This window comes from Streptomyces roseochromogenus subsp. oscitans DS 12.976 (genome assembly GCF_000497445.1).
Classification (GTDB): domain Bacteria; phylum Actinomycetota; class Actinomycetes; order Streptomycetales; family Streptomycetaceae; genus Streptomyces; species Streptomyces oscitans.
Genome location: NZ_CM002285.1, coordinates 8,421,117 through 8,441,309, shown reverse-complemented (window position 1 = coordinate 8,441,309; position 20,193 = coordinate 8,421,117). Strand labels below are relative to the sequence as shown.

At 71.0% G+C, this 20,193-nt stretch carries 13 protein-coding genes; all 13 read right to left on the bottom strand.

What is annotated here, in order from left to right:
• Positions 1-84: 84 nt before the first annotated feature.
• The 13 genes from M878_RS86165 to M878_RS86105 all read right to left on the bottom strand — a co-directional run bounded on the left by M878_RS86165 (position 85) and on the right by M878_RS86105 (position 19,951).
• Positions 85-930: a peptidoglycan recognition protein family protein gene (locus M878_RS86165; protein WP_023552726.1), complete on the bottom strand. Its 846-nt coding sequence runs from the start codon at positions 928-930 to the stop codon at positions 85-87.
• Position 931: 1 nt separating this feature from the next.
• Positions 932-2,416 (bottom strand): DUF6519 domain-containing protein, encoded by a 1,485-nt coding sequence (locus M878_RS86160; protein WP_023552725.1) that lies wholly within the window; start codon positions 2,414-2,416, stop codon positions 932-934.
• Positions 2,417-2,480: 64 nt separating this feature from the next.
• On the bottom strand, positions 2,481-4,679 hold the full coding sequence (locus M878_RS86155; RefSeq protein ID WP_023552724.1) for a hypothetical protein: 2,199 nt from the start codon (positions 4,677-4,679) through the stop codon (positions 2,481-2,483).
• Positions 4,676-8,554 (bottom strand): putative baseplate assembly protein, encoded by a 3,879-nt coding sequence (locus tag M878_RS86150; protein ID WP_031226851.1) that lies wholly within the window; start codon positions 8,552-8,554, stop codon positions 4,676-4,678. Before M878_RS86150 ends, M878_RS86155 begins: the two co-directional genes overlap by 4 nt.
• The gene (locus tag M878_RS86145; protein WP_023552722.1) at positions 8,551-11,754 is read right to left on the bottom strand and encodes a putative baseplate assembly protein; all 3,204 of its coding nucleotides are present in this window, start codon (positions 11,752-11,754) and stop codon (positions 8,551-8,553) included. Before M878_RS86145 ends, M878_RS86150 begins: the two co-directional genes overlap by 4 nt.
• Positions 11,751-12,224, bottom strand: coding sequence for a GPW/gp25 family protein (locus tag M878_RS86140; protein WP_023552721.1), 474 nt, complete (start codon positions 12,222-12,224; stop codon positions 11,751-11,753). Before M878_RS86140 ends, M878_RS86145 begins: the two co-directional genes overlap by 4 nt.
• Positions 12,221-12,553, bottom strand: coding sequence for a hypothetical protein (locus M878_RS86135; protein ID WP_023552720.1), 333 nt, complete (start codon positions 12,551-12,553; stop codon positions 12,221-12,223). The genes M878_RS86140 and M878_RS86135 overlap by 4 nt, the downstream gene beginning before the upstream one ends.
• A 27-nt stretch (positions 12,554-12,580) precedes the next feature.
• Positions 12,581-13,093: a phage baseplate assembly protein V gene (locus M878_RS86130; RefSeq protein ID WP_023552719.1), complete on the bottom strand. Its 513-nt coding sequence runs from the start codon at positions 13,091-13,093 to the stop codon at positions 12,581-12,583.
• A 10-nt stretch (positions 13,094-13,103) separates the two neighbouring features.
• Positions 13,104-14,249: a hypothetical protein gene (locus M878_RS86125; protein WP_023552718.1), complete on the bottom strand. Its 1,146-nt coding sequence runs from the start codon at positions 14,247-14,249 to the stop codon at positions 13,104-13,106.
• Positions 14,242-14,607, bottom strand: a complete 366-nt coding sequence (locus M878_RS86120) for a LysM peptidoglycan-binding domain-containing protein (protein ID WP_023552717.1) — start codon at positions 14,605-14,607, stop codon at positions 14,242-14,244. The genes M878_RS86125 and M878_RS86120 overlap by 8 nt, the downstream gene beginning before the upstream one ends.
• A 6-nt stretch (positions 14,608-14,613) precedes the next feature.
• Positions 14,614-15,270 carry a CIS tube protein gene (locus M878_RS86115; RefSeq protein ID WP_023552716.1) on the bottom strand — a complete coding sequence of 219 codons (657 nt, stop codon included), beginning with the start codon at positions 15,268-15,270 and terminating at the stop codon, positions 14,614-14,616.
• On the bottom strand, positions 15,267-15,866 hold the full coding sequence (locus tag M878_RS97900) for a hypothetical protein (protein ID WP_158692830.1): 600 nt from the start codon (positions 15,864-15,866) through the stop codon (positions 15,267-15,269). The genes M878_RS86115 and M878_RS97900 overlap by 4 nt, the downstream gene beginning before the upstream one ends.
• Positions 15,867-15,892: 26 nt before the next feature.
• Complete coding sequence (locus M878_RS86105) at positions 15,893-19,951, bottom strand: phage tail family protein (protein ID WP_209445585.1); 4,059 nt, start codon at positions 19,949-19,951, stop codon at positions 15,893-15,895.
• Between the last annotated feature and the right edge of the window lie 242 nt (positions 19,952-20,193).

Below are 20,193 nucleotides of genomic sequence, written 5' to 3'. Positions count from 1 at the left end.
GTCGTCCAGCGGCACCGGGACAGGCGGACTCCACGGTAGAAGGATCTTCGCCGGATTCCCAGTCGGCGCCGCCGGACGGTGCCCTCAGTACTCCTCCGGAGGTGGGGACGGTTTGGGGCCGTGGGGTGCGGAGTCGGGGAGGAAGAAGTCCAGGAGGGCTTCGCGGACGGGGTGGTGCTGGCGGGGCTGGACCGTCGCCGCGGAATCCTGCGCCCGCGGTGGGGATGCCGGATCGGCCGCAAGGGACCGCTGCTCCGACGGAATCGCCGAGGACTGGTCCGAGGACGGAGCCGGGAGCGCCTCTTCAGCGGCCGGGGCGGAGGAGAACGCGATCGGCACCGACAGGAGATCCCGGACGACCTCCTCGGCCCGCTCGTGGCGTGGGCGCATGTCGGAGACGGAGATGCCGTAGGGAGCCAGGACGCGTGGGAGGAGGGAGTCCTGCCACTGCGCGATGCGGCGAGGGCCCGGGCAGGACTTGGGGATGGGGGTCCAGGGGCCCGGCGAGCCGAGGAGGGTGTGGTGGGCCAGGCCGGGGTCGGCTGGGGTCCGGCAGGCTCGGTGGGCGATGGCGGGGTGGGTGCGCATCAGCCACCAGTGGAGGCGGATCAGGGCGTCCAGCTGGGCGTCCGTCCAGGGCTCGGAGACATGACCCTCCGTCGTGATGGAGACCGCGCCGGTGCCGTCGGAGCGGAGGTTGGCGCGGTACGCGGAGTCGGCGGGGACGGACGTGTCCAGCCACTGGGTGATCTTTCCGGTGGCGGACACACCGATATGGCTCTGGCCGCGGGCGCCGGGCCGACGGAAGCGGACGTCCACAGCGGGGAGGGTGGCGTTCGCCGTGTGGACGATGATCTGGGTCGGCTGAAGGGGTGCAGGCGGCTTGGGCCGGGCGAGGAGCCGGACCGAGGCGAAGGGGCAGAGGGGCACGTCAGTTCTCCTCGGTCTCCTGTGGGTCCGCGTTCGCGTCCGAGAGCGGCGTGGCCAGGGGGTGGAAGACACGGCGGAGGTCGGAGCGGGAGTTCTCGCCGGTGATCCAGGCCAGCGGGGCGTAGTGGACGTCGATGCCGAGCGGGAGCTGGAGGAGGGGGTCGCCGGCGGAGTTGGCCGGCCACTCGACGGTGCCGGTGACGGTGCGGGTCGGGACCAGCCAGAAGTCGCCGGAGCGGTAGGAGCCGCCGGGGTTGAAGTAGACCTGGAGGCCGTCCTCCAGCTCCGTCCAGGTGCCCTCCTCGACGGGCAGGGCGCCGCCGTCGGTGCGCGGGCGGTGGCCGGGGGTGCCGGTGGAGGCGTGGTCCCAGCGGCGGAGGAAGGGGTGGCGCTCGGGCAGCGCGCCGATGCCGGGAAGAGGCTCGGCGGAGAGGCGGACGCGGCGGCCGGGGAGGTCGATCTCCTCGACGCTCAGCAGGGGCGCCGGCTCGCCTCGGCTGGTGTAGGCGGAGTCGCAGACCTCGACGCGGTCGCCGACGTCCAGGGTGAGCTTGTCGTCGTCGCCGAGGGTGGACAACGCCACCCAGGTGCCGTCGAGTTCGGCGATCGGGAAGGCGACACTGCCGTTCTCCCTCGACCACTTGAAGGTCGCGCCCCGCTCGGCCGTGCCGCCCTGGTGGATCTCGATGCGGTAGAGCTGGTTCTCCGGGCCGCGGTAGCGGGCGTCGGGCCGTACCAGGCAGGGCTCGTCCGCCGCTCCCTCCGGCCGCTCGGCGCGGGCGGCCAGGCGGGCGGCGGAGCGCTGGGCGGCGACCCAGTCGTAGAAGGCGGCGCGGACGGTGGCCGCTCCCCCGTCGCGGACGTCCAGGTCCTCGGCGGGCAGGGTGAGTACCTGCCAGACGGTCTTGAGGCGGGCGGCCGTGTCCGGCATGGCGGCGCCGAGCGCGACCTCACGGATCTCCGGGTCCTCGACGGCGGTGACGCTGCGGTCCCAGACCTTGAGGTAGGCCAGGAAGGGGAACATGGAGGGGAGTTGGTCGCCCGGCAGCTCGGGGTCGCGGTAGGCGTCGGGCTGGTTCCAGTAGGTCCAGGTGGCGGGGGTGGGGGACGGGATGACACCGTCGCTGTCCGCGCCGTCGCCGTCCAGCGGCAGCAGGCCGCCGGTGGGGACCGCCGGGACCGGCTGGGGGCACGTGGCGTCGAGCGGGATGCCGTCGACGTAGTAGCGGCCGCCGCCGATGGTGAGGTCGTCCTGGTCGTGGGTGCCCTTGACGTAGGTGATCTGGAAGCCGGGGCCGTCGCCGGGTTTGTCGGCGGGTCCGCCGTCACGGCCGATCAGGTCGCGGGCCAGGGTCCGCGACCGGAAGAGCTCGATCGCCGTCTGCTCGTTGGCGTCGGCGTCCAGCTGGACGCGGCCCTGCTGGGCGAGCACCGCGGAGTAGTGCTTGCCGGGCTGGTAGGTCAGGCGTGAGTAGTCGCCGTACATGGTCCCCCTCAACTTTCGTGTGCTGTTGCGCCGATGGGTGTCTGCGTCTTGGGATCGACGGGCGTCAGGTCACGAAGAAGACGCCCGCGTCGGTGCCGGCCGGGGCGAACTCCGCCAGGCGGGCGCGGAGGTTGTCCGTGCGCTGCGGCTGGAAGAGGTCGTGGAAGGCACCCTGCTCGGAGCGGTCGGCGGCGCCTCGGGCGATCTCCGGGGCGCAGCCGTGGGCGAGTTGGGCGTAGGCCGGGGTCCCGTAGCGGAGGCTGGTGAAGCGCGGGCGGACCCGGTCGGTCTCGGCGGCGGCCTGCGTGGGGGCGTCCGCGCGGGCCAGGCGGCCGCTCTCGACGAGTTCCTGGACGGCCTCGCGGACCAGGTCCGGCTGGCAGCGGTAGCGGCGCGGGGTGCGCGAGCCGGGCGGCACATAGCTGAAGCGGAGGCAGCCGGCCGAGCGGCGGGCGACGTTCATCCGGCCGGTGAAGACGCAGTCCTCGGCGGTCTCGACGGCGTGCGTGTGCACCTCGCCGATCACGGTGGTGCGGTAGGCGCGCAGGACGGCGTGGGCGTGACGGCAGTCGGGGGCGGAAAGCGCCTCGAGGTCGGAGGCGGTGGCGTCCAGGATGCTGTCCGCGATGTGGATCGGCAGCGGGTCGTCGCCGACCTCGTCGCCGACGACCTGGATGGTGCCGAGGATCGACCGCTCGATCTGGACGCAGGCCGTGGTGCGGTCGAGGACCAGACTGGGCTCCTCGGGCGAGTGCGGTGCGCAGTGGTCGGTGAGAGACCAGCCGGGCACCAGGGTGCAGTGCCGGATGACCAACTCGCCCAGGTGACCGGTGACATTGACGCCGCGGCCGGTGATGAGAAGGCCGTCCAGAACCAGGCGGCCGCCGCGGACCCCCGGTGCAGTGCCGCCGGTACGACGGACGTTGAGGGCGTCCGGGCGGTTGCTGTACCAGTCGAGCAGACGGATCACCGGGCGGGTGCCCTCGGCGGCGCGCAGTTCGAGGCGGTCCTCGGGGTCCAGCGCGAAGTCCAACTGCTCCTGGTAGGCACCGCTGTGGGTGATCTGGATGATCGCCTCGGGGCCGGCCGTGCCCGCGGACTTGTCGGTGCGCCACTGCTCGTAGGCGTCGGTGATCCGCTCGAAGCGGCGGCCGGGGCCGACCCGGTAGACGGCGGCCTCGGGCGGATCGACCCGGTCGCGCGGGTACTGGCCGCCGCCCGTGTCGTCGGAGAACGCGTAGTGATAGCTGACCCAGACACCGCGCGTGGGCGCCGAGCGGGCACCGAAGGCGATCCGCCCGAGCTCGGGGTCGACGGCGACCTGGCCGTACTTGGGCCGGTAGTGCCAGCCGGAGAGGTCGGCCACCACGATGTCGGAGAGCGGGATGGGGGTGAACTCGTCGTCGCGCCAGATGGCGAAACTCTTGCCGGGACCGTAGAAGTCGCTGAGCCGGTCGGCGAGTTGGCGGCGTGTGAGGTGGCCCGGGACGTTGTCGATGGTCGCGATGTGCGTCGCCGAGGGCTCCGGCTCGGGGCGGGTGACCAGCGGGGTGTCGTTGCCGAGGATGGAGAAGGTGTAGTGGTTGCGGGCCCGGTCGAGGCAGTAGGCCGGGCCGCGGGAGATCGCGTACGGCTTCAGGCGCCAGACGAAGAGGCCCACGCCGGCCGGGGTGAGCCCGCCTTGACGGCGGGTGGAGGCGGCGCGGCGTACGTCGGCGGTGTGGGACGAGGTGTCGAAGGGGCTGCCGAGCAGGTCGAGGGTGGCGCCGTCGCGGAGGTCGGCGAGGCGGCCACGGCGCAGGCGGCGATGGTCGGCCGACGTCTCGTCGGCCCGGAAGAGGCGCACCGGCTGAGTGGTGGCCAGCAGCCGGGAGAACTCCACCGCGCGGGCCGGCCAGTCGGCGGTGGCCGCGCAGATCTCCTCCAGCACGGCCAGCGTGCCCTTGCGGCGGCGGCCCGCGACCGTGTCCGCCACGTCGCGGCGCGGGGCGAGGCGGGCGGCAAGGCCGGGGTCGGTGCTCAGCGTGTCCTGGTAGCCGGGGAGCACCTGGTAGCCGACGAGGTCGCCCAGGTAGGGCAGGACCCAGTCGGCGGCGGTCTCCACGAACCAGTCGTCGTACTGCTGCTCGACGGTGGTGCGGATCAGGTCGATCTGCTCGGAGATGACCGCGAGCAGCGCCCGCAGCGGCTCGCCGGACTGGGCGTCGCGGATGCGGTACCAGTCCGGGAGCAGGTCGAGCAGGCCGTCGGGGTCCCGGCTCATGCGGAGGCCTCCTTGAGGATCAGGGTGTCCGGCAGGTCCGGGGAGAGCACGGCGAGCTGCGCCGGGCGGATCCCGCGGAAGACGACCACGCTGCGGCCCGGCAGCAGGGGCTGGGTTCCGGTGAGGTCGGGGTTGAGGCGGAGCAGTTCGACGAGGGAGATGCCGTACTGGGCCGCGATGTCGGTCAGGGTCTCCGGCGCCGGGCCGGTCACCCGGTGGCGTTCGACGCAGTGGCGGGCGGGCTGGGCCGCCACCACGTCCTGGGGGACGGCCAGTCGGTCGCCGAGCCGTTCGAGTCCCTGCGGGGTGAGGTCGCCAGGGACCCCGGTGAAGGCGGTGACCTCGATGTGGTCGACGCCCGGGACGGAGTGGGCGGTGGCCAGCACTTCGGAGAGGTAGGCGGGCTGGGCGAGTTCGCGCGCGTCGAAGCCGAAGCGGGCGAGGAGGGCCGAGCGCAGGCGGGGCTCCACCTGCTCCCAGTCGTCATCCTGACGAACCGTCACCTGGGCGGCGAAGAGCAGCAGGACCTTCTCGCGGACCGCCACCTCCACCGGCAGCCGGAGGTCCCCGTACTCGGCGAGCGAGGCGCGCAGGGCGGTCAGCAGGCCGGAGTCGGGCGCGATCGGGATGTCGTCCACACCTGCGACCGTGACATGCACCAACTGGCGTCGGCCGTCGTAGAGTTGGACGGCCTTGGCGCGGCCGATGCCGGCCCGGGCACGGGTGAAGTCCTCGTAGTCGGGGACGGAGACCAGGCGGTCCAGGGCCGAGACGGCCAGCGGGACCTGGCGGCGCCGCGGGGTGAAGCCGCGGGTGAGGGCGCGGGTGTCGGTGGCGCCCGCCGCGCCCTCGGGGTCGGCTCCGCCGGTGGCCGGGAGCGGGTTGGTCACCCCGGTCACGCCGAGGGGGCGCGTGGTCAGCTGGGTGATCTTCTCCGCGGCGACGTTGGCGGACTTGCCGATGCCGGTCCGGTAGGTGGCCCGCACGTTCTCGTGGCCGCCCGGCAGACGGGAGCCGTGGATGCCGTCACCGAAGGTGACCCGGATCCGGCCGTCCTCGGTGGTGCTGGTGGTGTAGACACGGTCGCGCGGGCCCGCTGCGGCCAGGGTGTCCACCTCGTGCCAGAGGACTCCGTCGACACGGATGCGCAGGGTGCTCGCCGCACCCTGAGGGGTGTCGGAGGCCAGCCAGGTGAGCGGGGCCTGCCAGAGGACGAAGCTCTGGCCGGCCTTGCTCGCGTCGCCGCTGCCGATCGGCTCGTCGCGGGTGGCACCCTGGGTGGCGCGGACCACGTTGCCGTAGATCTTCACCGTGGAGCGCTTGTAGCGGTGGGCGAGCGGGGCGGTGAGCATGAGGGTGGTGCGGACCGTGTCGCCGGGCAGGGCCGGATCCACGGCCTGGAGCGCCTGGGAGATCATCGCGAGCTCGCTGCCGTGCACGCCCGGGGTGCCGGGGATGTCGGTGCGCTCGCCGGAGACGACGATCCACCGGCCGGGGGCGAGGCCGCCGTAGAGCTGGGCGAGGTCGACCAGGTCGCCGCCGACGTCGTCGGTGAGCGGCTCGTCGGCCAGCTGGAAGCTCTCGCCTCGGGCGTAGACGCTGGTGTCGCGGATGTGCGAGAGCAGAGTGTCCTTGTCGTCCAGCCAGGGGTCCTCGAGAGTCAGCTCGGTGACCTTGCCTGTGATGCCGAAGTCGGCGCGGGAGAGCACCCGGACGCCGCTCACCCGGGTGATGACCCTGGAGAGCTTGGGATCGCCGGGGACGCCGCCGGTGACGCCCTTGCGGGGGCGGTCGACGGCGACCCAGCTGCCGGGGGCGATGCCCTCGTAGACCGCGTCGAGCGCGAGCACATTGCGTGCGGTCAGGCCGAGTCGGGCCGCGAGGGCGACCTCCACGGAGGCCGGGCCGTCATCGGCGGAACGCTTCACCGTGATCTGGTACGCGCCCTGGGTGCCGGTCAGCTGCTCGCCGGGGGCGAGGTGGAAGTCGAGCGGCTCGGGCAGCGGCGGGTTGGGGCTGTCGCCGTCGCCCTCGTCGGCGGTGCCGGTCGCGGTGATCCCGACATGGATGCGGCCGTCGTCGCCGGGGCGGGAGACGAAGAGGTCGCGCTCCGGGAGGTGGGCCAGCAGGCGTGCGGTGACACCCTGCTCCTGGCCGGCTTCGAAGGCCCGGCGCAGCGCCGACTCGTTGCCGGAGGTGGAGAGTTCGATCCGGCCGGGGCCGAAGTCGTGTGTGCCGTCGTCGCCGGGAAGCGTGAAGTTCATGCTCACCGAGCCGCCCGCCTCGACGTAGCTGAACTCGGCGCGGCGGGGTGTGGCCCCGTCCGTGTCGTAGTCGATGCGCATGCTGGTGAGCTTGGAACCGGTGAGCGGCCAGTCGGTGTAGCGGACGACGCGGCCGGTGACGTCGTAGACCGGCTTGAGCGGGGCGGTGGCGCCGAAGGGCGTCCCGGTGACCCGCATGGCCTGGGCGTCGAGCAGCGCGAGGGGAGCGCCGAGGTCGGCGTTGCCCCAGGCGGAGTAGAGGTCGTCGCTCAGCCGCGGGTCGAGCGCGGTGAGCAACTGGGCGCCGAGGTCGGAGCCTGGAGCGTAGCTGCGCTCGGGATCGCGGGAGAGGGAGCGGGCGTCCGGGGGGAGGCCGGCCGGCGGGGTGCGCAGGGCGGAGAGCAGCGGGCCCAGGCCGGAGAGGGCCGGGTCGTTCGCCTCGCCGGGGCAGTCCCCCGGCTCGCTGCCGTGAGCCGGCGCCACGTCGGACACGGCGGCGGTGTGTGCGCTCGTCCCGGCGGTGGCCGGCTGCGGCGGCTGGAGGCCGAGGGCCTGCGCGCGCAGCCGGGTCAGTTCGGTGTCCAGGGCCTCGAACCAGTCGGAGACGTCCCGGTAGTCCTGCCCGTAGGCCTTGGCCTCACGCAGTCGGGCAAGGGTCTGGGTGAGCCGGTCGGCGAGCTTCGGCGGGGTGTCGAGGGTGTCCAGCTCGCTGCGGAGCGGGGTCAGCACCTGGTCGTCGAAGTCGCTGACGATACGGCTGTGTTCGGGCCAGGGGTTGGGGTTGTGCTCCCCGCCGGGAGTGATCCAGCGGGTCAGCTCGGCCTTGATCCCCTGGAGCGAGGGCAGCGAGGCCTGCGGCAGGCCGATGGCCGTGGTGCCGCTCTCCCGGTCGATGCTCACGCCGGGGACCGTGAGCAGTACGCGCTGGCCGCGGTCGGCGGCGCGGTCGGCGCTGAAGATGAAGAGCAGCTGGTCGCCCTGCTTGATGTTGTTGGTCGTGCCCGCGGCGAACAGCTGCCCGCGCTTGGCCAGTTGAGTCACGGTCAACTGGTAGGGGCGGCGCTGGAGCACCTTGAGCTCGTTCCAGGCCCAGCGGGCGGTGAGGTCCTCGACGGTCTCGAAGGACTGCGGGTCCTCGCCCTGGTCCGGGACGCTCTGCGAGCGCGTGCCGCGCGGGACGACCACCGTGGTCTCCCGGCCGCTGCGTGGATCGCGGTCCACGGTGTACGCCAGATAGGTCTCGGCGGCGACGCCCGGACGGGGCTTGTGGCCGACCAGGCCGCCGAGCAGGGCGAGCGAGCCCTCCTCGGTGGCGGTGCGCAGATAGCCCTCGTTGGCGATCCGCTCCGAGTAGAAGGTGAGCACGTCGCCGACCACGGCGGCGGCGTCGACCAGCGCGATCGCCGGGTCGTCGGGGGTGCGCACCGTGAGGTTGCGCAGGGCGGGGTAGGCCGGGGCGGAGAGCCGGTCCAGCATCGCGGAGACGAAGCGCCCGTACTCCCCCACCCGGTAGCGGACCGTGTCCAGGCCCGGCGGGTTGAACACCTCGACCGGCGTCGCCGGTTGGGCGCCGGGTCCACCGCAGCCACAGCTGCACCGGTTGGCGCTCATCGGCCGCCTCCGATCTCGATGGTGAGCCGGCCGTTCTCGGGCCGGGCGGGGTCGTTGTCGCAGCAGGCGACCTCAAGGGCGCCGACCCGGAGGATCCCGGCCGCCAACTCGCCCTGGTCGTTGCGGAAGAGGCGTCGCAGCCGGGTCACCTTCGCGCTGAGCACACCGGGCACCGCCGCGGCGGCGGCGACCAGGCGGCTGGCCCGGACCGGCTCGCCGAAGGTCAGCGCGTCCGGGTGGAAGAAGCCGAGCCTGCCGTCGGGCAGGCGGCGGTTGCCCAGCACCCGGCGCAACTCGCTCATCACGTGCCCGAGTTGGTGGGCCGGGTCCACGCAGACCGACAGCGCGAGGTCGATCGGGACCTGGAGTGCGGGTCGCACCACCAGCTCGTGGCCGATGCGGCGGTAGGGCAGCAGGCTGTACTCGACGGCCTGCAGCAGTGCCTCGCCCGGCTCGGGGAAGTCGACGGCTCCGGCCGGCCCTCCGGCCACGGTGGCCCTCGGGCGCTCCACCGCCTCGACGGCGATGTGCATCTCCTGGCCGCTGCCCGTCCAGCGCAGCTCGGCGGCGGCCCGGCGCACTCCCGGGAGCCGGGAGGCCAGAGCCGCGTAGTCGCCGGGAGTGATGGCACGCCTGAGCTCGCGGTGCGGGGCGAGCGGAGCGAGTCGGCGGACCTCGTCGACCGCCTCGGGCTCGGTGCCGCCGACGGCGGGGAGCGGGTTGCGGACCGCCGTGACCGCCTCGAAGGCGGCTCGGCGGGAGCGCGCGCCGCGGCCGCTCTCGTCGCCGCCGCGGCAGACGACGAGGTGGTTGATCGCCTCGGCGCCGACGTTGCCCGATGCGCCGTTGCCGACGCGATAGGCGACCTCCAGCGTGGCGCCGGGCGGGGGCGGGGCGCCGTGCTTGCCGTCGCCGAAGCGGAGGGCCAGACGGCCGTCGTCCTCGACCTCGCCGACCACGTGGTGGTCGCGCGGGCCGTCGGCGAGCAGGTCGCGGCGGGCGGTCCACACCCCGTCACCGGCCTGGGCACGGACGGCGGGCAGAGCGGAGCGCGGGTTCTGGCGCAGGCCGTCGGCGGCCGGTCCGGCGAGCACCGGGGCGCCCGGGTCCAGCTCGGCGGCGTAGCGCTCGCCCCAGCTCTGGGCGATCTCCCAGACCACGTAGCGGTTGAGCACGGTGCCCGCGTGGGCGCGGGCGGTGAGCACCTCCAGGCGGCGGAGCTTGCCGGCGAGGAGGCGGGTCCGGCGGTCGTTGAGCTCCCTCAGCGCCCGGCCGGGGTGTTCGCCGATACGCAGGCGCTGGATCGTGCGGGCGCCGAAGGCCACGGTCAGCTCGTCGATCTCGCTCTCGGTGGGCGGCTCGCCCTCCTCGGCACGGCGCCACAGCTCCTCGATCCGCTCGCGCAGGCGGGCGGGTATGGCCGCAAGGCGGGTGGCCTGGCCTGCGGCGATACGAGCGGGGTCGGGGTAGGGGGTGGCCTGGGTGACGGGGGCGTAGCGGAGGACCGGGCGGAAGCGTGGGGCGATCGCCGGGTAGGTCGACTGGGCGAGCAGCGTCTCCAGGGCCGTGGCCTGGGCGTCGGCGGTGGACGGCTGGACGCGCTCCTCGACCGTGGTGCCGGGTGCGAGGACGACGGATATGCCTGCCCGGGCAACGGCGTCCGCGCCGAGGAGGGGTTCCAGATCGCGTATCTGATCCGGTGTCAGTGGCCGTCCGGAGCGGGTCTGGTCGAGGAGGGCGTGGACCGCTTCGGCGGCGGGACTGCCCTGCGTGCGCTCGTCGGAGCAGCCGAAGGCGGTGGGGCCGCAGGGCTTGAGCTCGGCGGCCGCGGGCGGGACCGCGAAGCGCTCGGGGGCGCCGCCGCAGAAGGTCAGCGAACGGCCGTGGTCGACCAGGACGACGTTGCCGCGGGCGACGCTGACGTCCGTGATCAGCGCGCAGTCGAGCCCGCTGCGCGCGGACAGGCACAACGGGAAGGCCAGGGCGTCGTCCTGACCCCATGTGACATCCAGGGTCGGCTGCTCGTAGAGCTCGTCCTCGCCGGGCGTGACCGAGGTGAGCCGGACCACCTGACGGTGTGTCGGGTCGGCACCGGCGGGCGTGCCGGTGCGAGGGCCGAGGACTTCCTCCAGGACGAGCAGATCGCCGGGCTTGAGCTTCAGCCCACGCTTCGGGGTGTCGCTGAGCGTCGCCGAGGTGGCGCCCTTGGGCAGGACGCACTCCTCCTCGCCCCAGGTCCAGAAGCGGATCTCGTTGTGCTCCGGGCGAAGGCCGAGGTCGGCGGAGGGGTTCAGCGGCTCGAAGACCTCCAGGCCGACGGGCAGGTCGGCGAGGTCGTCCAGGTCCTCGTCGGCGATGACGGTGCCGAGACCGGGATGCTCTTGCGGGCCCAGGCGCGACAGGTCGATGGCGGCGAATCGGAACTCGCCCTTGGGCAGGGTGAGTTGCCGGTCCGTCCGAAGCGCGACGAACGTGCGGGCGTTGCAGCCGTCATGCATCGCGTAGTCGATCAGGCGGACGTGGCGGCGGACCGAGACGCGACGGCGAGCCGTGGCGAGGTACGCCTCGGTGGCCACCGCGTCCTGGTGGTAGGAGAGCTGGTCCCCGGTGTAGGCCAGCAGCTCGACCAGCGCCGTGCCGACGTCCGGCGCATGACGCTCGACCCAGCCGGGGGCGGTCAGGCTCATCCGGTCCAGGATCAGGCGACGCAGGCTGTCGTAGTCGCGCGCGGTGTAGTCGATGACGGGGTGGCGGTCGTACCGCGGGGCGCAGTCCTCCTCGTCCTCCCCGCAGTCGTACGGGCTGGGCCCGCCCTGGGTGAAGGTGAACCCGGCGGCTGCGTAACGGACGTCGAAGCCTCGGCGCGGCTGCGTTCCCGGCCGGCCGAAGGCGTCGGTCTCGACGACGCGGAGGCGGTAGGGCGAGGTGTCCCCCGGCTTGTCCAGGGTCACGAACATCCGGTCGTCGAGCTCGGGGTCGTCCGCACGGACGATCTCGACCGCCCGTGCGTGAATGTCCCTGATGCGACGGCCGCCCTCGATCCGGATGTGATGATGCGTCAGATGGTTGGGTGCCTTGCCGAGAAAGGTGACCGTGAGCGTACGGCCGTCATCGCTCGTCTCCACCTCGTCCACGCCGTGCAGGTGCGCGGCGCGGACGGCGCCGCGGCGCTGGTCGGTTCGGCAGTCTGCGCTGCTCACGCGGCTCCCCCGCTCCCCTCGAACACATCGGTCCGGCGCGTCCCGGTGCGCCGCACGGTATAGGCCAGGTGCACCCGCACCACGTTCTCCTCGCTGACCACGTCGAGCGCGTCGACCACGATCACGTCACCGAGCCAGCGCTGCAGGGCGGCCTGGACGGACAGCTGGAGCGCGGAGGCCAGCTCCGGGCTGCTGGGCGCGAAGACAAGGTCGAGCAGCCCGCAGCCGAAGTCGGGGCGCATCACCCGCTCTCCCGGACTGGTGAAGAGCAGCTGCTCGATCATGTCCCGGACGTGACCGTCGTAGTCGGTGTGCGCGGTACGGCCACGAGTGTCGACGCGGAAGGGGAAGGCGATGTCCGTGCGCTGCGGGTACGGCCGCGGGGCGGGCAGCTGGATGACGCGCTCGGCATGGGCTCCGGCCGCGGCGGCCGCGCCCGCTGCCGGGGTTCGGCGGTTGCGCGGGCTCATCGTCCCACCGCCCGCTGCTGCACGACGGTGACATTCGGCGGGCCCTGGCTCGCGCCGTCGGCGGTGTGGGAGAGGCCCGTTGAGTCCTGGAGCAGTGCGGGCGAACCATTGACGCGGATGCGTGCGGACGGCCCCGTCCAGCGGATCGTCGTGCAGGGGTGGGGATTTCCGCCGACGGTGAAGGTGCAGCCGGTCACCGTGTAGACGTCGGCCTCGGTGGCGGCCGGGCTGCCGTCGACGAGCACCCGGGACTGGGCGGGCAGGACGTTCGCCTGACCGCCGTGCGGGCACATCACCGTGGCGCTGATGGTGACAAGATTTCCGGACACGTGAACTTGGCCTTCCCCCGTCGGAATTCAGGTGACGCTGAGCGCGTCGTTGTTGATGGTCACGGTCGGCCCCACAAGGGAGATCACCGCGCCCTGGCCGTTGCTGATGTGCACCCCCGTGTCGTCGATGACGATCGAAGCGCCGGAGGGGTGCTTGAGGGTGATGCCCTTGCCGCCGGGCTCGTCGGAGAGCACGATCTGGCGCCGGCCGGGCGTCTGGAGCACGACGTTCGGGTTGTTCGTGGCGGTCACCGCGTCCTCGGGCACCTCGTGCGCGGCTCCGTACCAACAGCCTGTCCAGATCGGGTAGCTGGGGTCGCCCTGCTCGAACTCCACCCACACCCCCGAGTCCGCCGGCGGCAGATGGAACTGCCCCATCCCGGGGCCGGCCAGCGGGAAGCACGGCATGGCCCAGGTCGAGGTCACGTCACCGAGCACATCCGGGACCTGGACCTGCAATCGGCCCACGCCCATAGGGTCGGCGTTGCTCACCACGGTGCCCCGGTACTTGCCGAGGTAGCGGGTGGGTTCAGCAGCCATTCTCTGTCTCCTAGGGGACCACCGTCGGCTCGAGCGCGATCAGCCCCTCGCGAGCAAGGGTGAAGTTCTGCGTGTACGAGCCCCGTTGGAGGTTGTGGGTCACGGACTTGACGTAGTACCGGCCGTCGTAGGTGATTCCGGCGCCGCGGACGCCGACCAGCTCACGGGCGCGGAGCAGGTATCCGTACCGGACGACGTCCAACTGACCGGAGCCGGTGACGGCGTCCGCGGACTCCGCGGCCTTGGCGAGGGTTTCGGCGATGCCTTGTCCGCTGTCCTTCTTCGCGGTGTCCCCGATGACCGTCTTCTTCAGCGCGGGCGCCGGGCGCCGCGCCAACTGCGGTCGCAGGACGCTCACTTCGGGCACGGGCAGGACGGACGAGACCCGGGTGGCCGGCAGCTGGATGCGGGCCTCCGGCTGCTCTCGCGCGGTACCGTCGAAGGCGAAGGTCAACTGGTCGACGGTGGACAGGCCGTCCATGTTGACGTTCAGCGCGTGCTGCGGCTCGCCGAGGCGGACCTCGGGGCCCCAGTAGGCGCGGCTCTGGCCGGGGACGGGCCCCGGATCGAGGTAGAAGGCGTAACCGTTCGCCTGCGCCAGCTGGTTGATGTAGGCGAGGTCCGTCCCCTTCTGGAAATCCACTCGCTGGGTCGGCATCGGCGTCTGCGGAATCAGTTCGGGTATGACCATCGGTCTGATCCCGTACTGCGCGTACTGGGCGATGATCGCCTGCACGCGCGCGGCCGGGGACATGGCGGGGTACGGGACGGCGGCGCGCTCGTCCAGGTCCATGAGGACGGTCAGGTCCTCACCGGTGACGGTGAGCGTCGACTGGCCGGGCTGGTTGCTGATCCCGACCTCCTGACGGATGATCACGCCGTCCATCAGCACGGTGGGCGTGCCCTGCACGGTCATCGTGATGATCACGCGTGTCTTGGGGTCGAAGTACCCGCCGGGGAGCAGGCTGTTGCTGATCAGGCTGCCCTTGGCCAGATCGAACGCCAGCTGGAAGCCGCTGCGCTGCCCCGACGCCACCGTCACCTGCACGGAGAGGAGCGAATCCGCGACCTCCTGCGCGACGGGCACGGCGAGCTGCGGGCCCATCATCAGCGTGAGATGGATCGGCCCGGTCGTGATCGGCCCGTTGTCAGCCATTCACCCCTCCGGGCACGCCGCTGGGGAGGGTGATGCGGATCTGCCTGCCCGGCTCGCTGGTCAACTCCTGTGGGTCCAGAACGGGGTTGGCGTCCGCGATCTGCCACCACTGCTCGGCGTTGCCCAGGTAGCGGGCGGCGAGGAGGTCGGGGCGGTCGCCGGTGCTGACGGTGTGGGTGGTCAGGTCCGCCATGCCCTCCGGGCTGGGGAGGAGGCGGCGACGCAGGTAGGTGATCTGATGGCCGTCCGCTTCCGTGAACCGGGCGGTGCCCAGCCCGTAGTACCGGCTCGATCGCGGGTAGGCGGTGGTCGCCTGGGTGAGCGCGACCGCGTCCAGCGGGTTCTCCAGTGACGCCATGGTTGATCAGACCCCTCCCAGTCCGCTTCCGCTGAGCCCCAGCGCGCTGAGCCGCCCGGTCGCGGCGGGACCTGCCAGCCGCTCCTTCTGCGCCAGGTACGCGAGGTAGAGCTCGTATCCCCGGTTGGTCACGGGCAGATCACTGACCGTCAGGACCCGCAGACTGATGACCACTTGGGCCCGGATCGGATTGAGGTCGACGTCGAACGCCTCCTCAGTGATCGAGAACTCCGTGAGCCTGACCGGTACGACGCGCTTGTTGCCCCACGTGAACAGTGTGAGGGGTGCCTCGACGGGCGTGATCTCCAGCGTCCCGGCGGCCGCCAACGCCTCCAGCTGCCGCAGGCTGGCGCTCGACGGGCTCACCAGCATCTCCAGCACGGCGAGCTGCGGATGGATCCCGTTCGGCGCCGCGACATCCAACTGATCGGTCGCGTCGATCTCCGCGGTCAGCTTCCACGTCTCGACCGCCGGCCCCTTGAGCCGCAGCGCCTCCGTCCGATCCCCTGACTGGTTGTCGGCCCCGGCCGCCTGCGGCGCGATGCTCCGCTCCAGGCTGTCCGGGTTGAACTGGAGAACGATGATCTCCTTGGGCGTTCCGCGCTGGGGGTCGATGATGACGAGGCCGGAGCGGATGGGTTTGGGTATGTCTGTGTAGTTCATTCTTCGTCGTCCCCAACTTCCCTGAATCGATCGAGGATCGCCGTCGCCGTCTCCTCGATGTAGCCGCCAGGTGCCGTTTCCAGCAATTCGTTGACAGGGTCGACATACTCACCCCAAGGCTCATAGGTCAGCGCTACCAGTGCCGCCTCAACGACATCCTCGCGCCCGTCCAGCAGCCCCTCTCGGACGCGGCTGAAGAACTCCTCGTCGAACTCTCGCGGCGCACCGAGCCCCATCTGCAGGAGTGCGTCTCCAAGTTCCTCCGGATCATTTGTGGAGTCTACGGCTTGCAAGAGGTCAGGCAATGTCCAGGTATGCAGAACAAGCTCTGCCAGTTCAGTGACCTCGCGGAGGTCAGCGGAACTGTAAGCCATCACAATGACATACGGGAGCCCAGAAGTTACATCTTCCCGGTAGGTGACAACCGGACTGTTCTCGGCATGCCAAATAATTTGCCGAGGCGTCCCGCTCTCCTCATCAGCAGGCGAATCAGCGCGCCGCGGATAACCCAGACCGGCAGCGAAGGCTGCCACCTCCTCCTCCCCTACACCCGGACGAAGCACCATGCGCCGACCGCGGATCAGCTTGCCTGCCATGACCGTTCCAACTTTCTGACACAGAGCTACTTCAACCCATAGAGTTCGTACATTTTTTCCCGGATCTTACTCTTGAGTTCCGCCAGAGTTCGCATCTCTCCGCCCTCGTCCGTCTTGATGTCGAGAGACTTGACCCACATCTGGATCGCCAATATTTCGCGGTTGGCCATGGTCTGCCCCCCAGCAAACGGACGATCCGCCAGTTGCGGCCGGAAGGGCCCGCGATCCGCCAGCTCGTTGTTCAGGTTCCGCGTCTGCTCCATGGCCCCTACGCCTTCCATGGGCATGTACTTGAGCGCCTCGACGGCTTCGAAGGACTTGCCGGGGTCCACCTTCATTCGGTCGAAGCTGGTCTTCGGGTCATCCATCTCACCGACCCCGGTGACAAGTTTCCCTTCCATTGCCATCTGCATCACCATCGCACCGGTGACCGCAGTGCGTGGGTTTCGCTGGACCTCCTTGGCCAGGACGAGCGAGCCAACGAATGCGGCGTCTCGACCGGCTGTGCCGCCAACCCTCTCGCCGCGGGCCAACTGGCCTATGACGGAAAGCACTTCTCTACCGTGGTCGGAATCCCCGAAGATGCCTTCGCCGATTCCCTTCTTAACTCTTCCGCTCTTCGTCACCTTGTTCCGGTACGGCAGACCTTCCTTGTTCTGCTCCGCGACGGTTCCGTCTCGTCGAACTTTAGAAATCCTGGGTTTCACGAACCCCTTCGCGAACCTGTCAGCGTTCTCCAGCTCCCGCTGGGCCTGACGTGTCTGCTCATCGGGGGCCGCCGCGATCCGGTCCTCACGTGCCTGCGAAATCCTGTTCGGCTCCCGGCTCACATGGTGAGCCACCATGACAGGCATCTCGTCCGAGCGCTGGTTCGTGGCGAAATGGAAGATATCGTAGGCCTTTTCCCGGGACGATCCGACCATCATCTTGCTGTCGTACGTCATGAAGCTGGCCATGGATGCCAGGCCCACGCCCTCCGGGACGGTGAAACGCCGCGTGTTCGCGGTACTCCCGGACTGACTGATCCTGCCCGCCCCCGCTCGTACGGTCGGGTGCTGCAGGATTTCTGCTGAAAGCTCGTTCAGCATCTCCAGCAATTGCTGCTCATCGACCGTGAGCCCGTTGGTCACCTTGACCGACGGGTTGAGCGTGGCGAGGATGCCGAAACGCTCTCCTCCAGAGAGTTCAAGGCCGGTCAAGCGGTACCAGACACGCATGGCAGCAAGCAGGCCCCGGAGCACGGCGCCCCGGACACCCCGCCGGAGCATGCTCTCGATGCGCGGGCGAATCCTGGCCACGACCTTCTCAAGGCGTTCGCTCTTGGCCTGGGGCGAATTCTCCTTCTTGTGCCGCTCTTCGCGCTTCCTCTGCCGGTCTTCCTTGTGCTTGTTCCACCAGTCGCGGAACTGGTCGCGCTTGCGCTTGTAGGCGTCGTAGACCTTGTGGGCGCCGTTTCGGATGGCGCGGCCCAGCTTGCTGTTCTTGAGCTTGCGCCCCAAGGCGCGAGCCGCGTTACGGGCCTTGGCCAGGGCACCCTTCACGGCGCCCTTGGCGCGGTTGAGGGCGCGGCCTACGCGGGAGACCGGGCGCTTGGGGCGGGCGGGCTCCTTCGGCCTTTCGGGCCGGCGAGGCTTCTTGGGCTCCTCCGGCTCGTGCGGCTTGGACGGCTTGGGCTCCTCGCGCTCGTGCGGCTTCGTGGACTTGGGGTCCTCGTGTTCGGCGGGCCGCTTGGTGTCGGTCGGCCGCTCTTCGGAGTGGTGCGTCCGAGGACGCCCCTCCTCCGGGTGGCGGGGCGTCGCGTGGGGCTCGCCCGGGCGCTCGTGGGGGTGCTCGCCGAAGGTGGACTCGGCCGGGCGGCGTCGGGACGGGAAGCGTTCGCGGACGGAGGAGAGGGCGTTGCGGAGGCCGGTGCGGGCGCGGTTGACGGCGGTGCCGACGGCCTTCCTGGCGCCCTTGCCGGCCTTGGCCAGCGCCTTCATGATCTTCTGGGCGAGGGCCTTGAGCTTGGTGCCCACCGCCTTTCCGGCGCCCTTGAGCTTGGAGAGGAGGTATTGGGAGACGAATTCCAGGAGGGCGACGACACCCGCGGCGACCGCCTCCGCGAAGAGGCAGGCGGCCGGGCCGGCCTTCACCGCCTTCAGGAAGGCGAAGAACTTGCCGAAGGCGGCGATGATTTTACTGACGGTGCCCCAGGCGGCCATAAGACCCTGAATGATCGTCAGGATCGCCCCGGCGGCAGGCACGATCATCGAGATGACCTTCTCGATGATGATCTGGGCCAACATCATCGGGAGGGCGGAAATGATCGCCTTCCAGGCCATCTGGCCGATCTTCTTGAGGGATACGCAGCCCTTGATGAGAATGTTCAGGAGGGTGGACGTCAGGCCGACGACGGATTCGACCTTCTGGTCGAACCAGGCCTTCACCGCCGTCTTGATCGCACCCCAGAGGTGGTGCTGGATGCCGTCCATCGCGGCGGCGCCCATCTTCTTCAGCCAGCCGCCCGGGTCGGGGGCGATGTCCGCGATCAGCGCCGCGAGCTGGCCGAGCGCGGCGATGGCGGCCTTGACGAAGTTGATCGCGGCTTCGACCGCCGCGCGCACCTGGTTGATGATGGCCTTGAGGGTGGCCTCGGCCAGCTTCAGCAGCGCGTTGAGCGCGGCGCCCAGCGCGTCGAGGAGCTTGTTGACCGCCGCCTTGAGCGCGTCGGCGAGGGCGTTGACCGCCGCGATCGCCGCGTCGCGCAGCGCCTCGATGGCCTTGCGGAACTTGTCGCGCAGCGCCGGGAACGCGGCGAGCAGGACGTCACAGATCTTGATCAGCGTATCGGCGACGGCCTTGATCAGGTCTACGGCAAGCTTGCGGCAGGTGTCGATGACCGAGTCCGCGAACTTCTTGAAGCCGTCGATGATGTCGTTGACCAGCTTGCGGAAGAAGTCGAAGATCTTGGTCACCGCGGACAGCAGGGCGTTGAAGGCGTCCTTGATCTTGGACGTGATCCAGCCGAACCAGCCCGAGGACTCGTGCTTCTTCTTGTCCTTCTCGTCCTGGGCCTTCTGCTGCGCCTGCTGACGGTTGTCCTCGATCTTCTTGTTGTCGCTGGTCTGCCGGTCCTTGACCTGCTTGTTGCTGTCGTCGCGCTTGGAGAGGATCTTCTGGTTGTTCTCCGTGTGCGACTGATCGGCCTGCTGGTCGGAGTCGGCGACCTTCTTGTCCTGCTCGGAGCGCCACTGGTCGCGCGCCTGGGTGGCCTGGACGCCTACCTCACCGCGCTTGTCGGTCTGCTTCCTGGCGTTGTCCGCCGTCTCCTTGTCGATGTCCGACTGGTTCTTCTTGCGCGCCTCGGCCTGCTGCTGCTTGTTCTTGGTCTGGGCGCTGCGCACCTGGCCCTGGCCCTGGCCGATCGCCTGCTTGATCTGCGGGCCGCGCTGCTGCTGGACGACGGTGGCCTCGCCGGGCTTCAGCGGCTCGCCGCTCTTGCCTGGGCCGCCGCCCTGGCCGCCCACGCCGCCGGGCACGTTGCCCCGGAGCGTCTCGTCGGGGACGTCCGGGTAGATGTGGTCCTCGCCCAGCGGCTTGGCCGCGTCCTGGCGGCCGGTGTCCTGGATCGTGGTCGTCTTGTCGTTGTACTTGCCGGCCTGCTGGTCCGTCAGCTTCGGGTCGGCGTCGCCGGTCAGCTGCACCTGGGGGGCCGGGCCGACGGTGACGTTCAGGCCGGGGTCGGTCGAGGGAACGTCGTTGACCGCGTCCTGCATGTTCTGGACGTCGTGCGCGTCGGCGTTCCCCGTGTCGGTGTCCGGGACGTTCGGGGTCTGGACCTGCTGAGCCGGGTTCTGGCCCTGGACCTGCTGGCCGTCGGCCTTCTGCTGCTGCCCCTGCCCGGGCGGGGCCACTCGCTCCAGCTGTCCCGACACCTGCGGGGCCGCGGCCTGCTCCGGCGGCTTGCCGTCCAGGGTCTGCGGCGCGCCGGAGGGGCGCTGCGCGGTCGGCGGAGCGGCCTTGAGCTGGGCCTGCTGCCGGCCGATGGACTGGTCGACGGCGCCGTCGGCACCGTCGAGGACGGTGACCGTCTGGTCCGCCGGCACGCCGGCGGCGGTACCCAGGGCGGCCTGCGGGTCCTGGTGGGAGACGTTGGGCGGGGCGGGGCTCTTCTGCTCCTGGGTGGCGCCGCCTCCGCCTCCGCAACCGCCGCCACTGCCTTCGGGCTTGTCGGCATCGGTGCTGGGCTGCGGGGAACCCGCGCAGGCGCCGCCGCCCGGTTCAAGCGAGGCGCCGGGGGCGGGCTGGGCGCCGGGCGCGCCGAGGGCCCCGGGAGCGTCGGACTGCT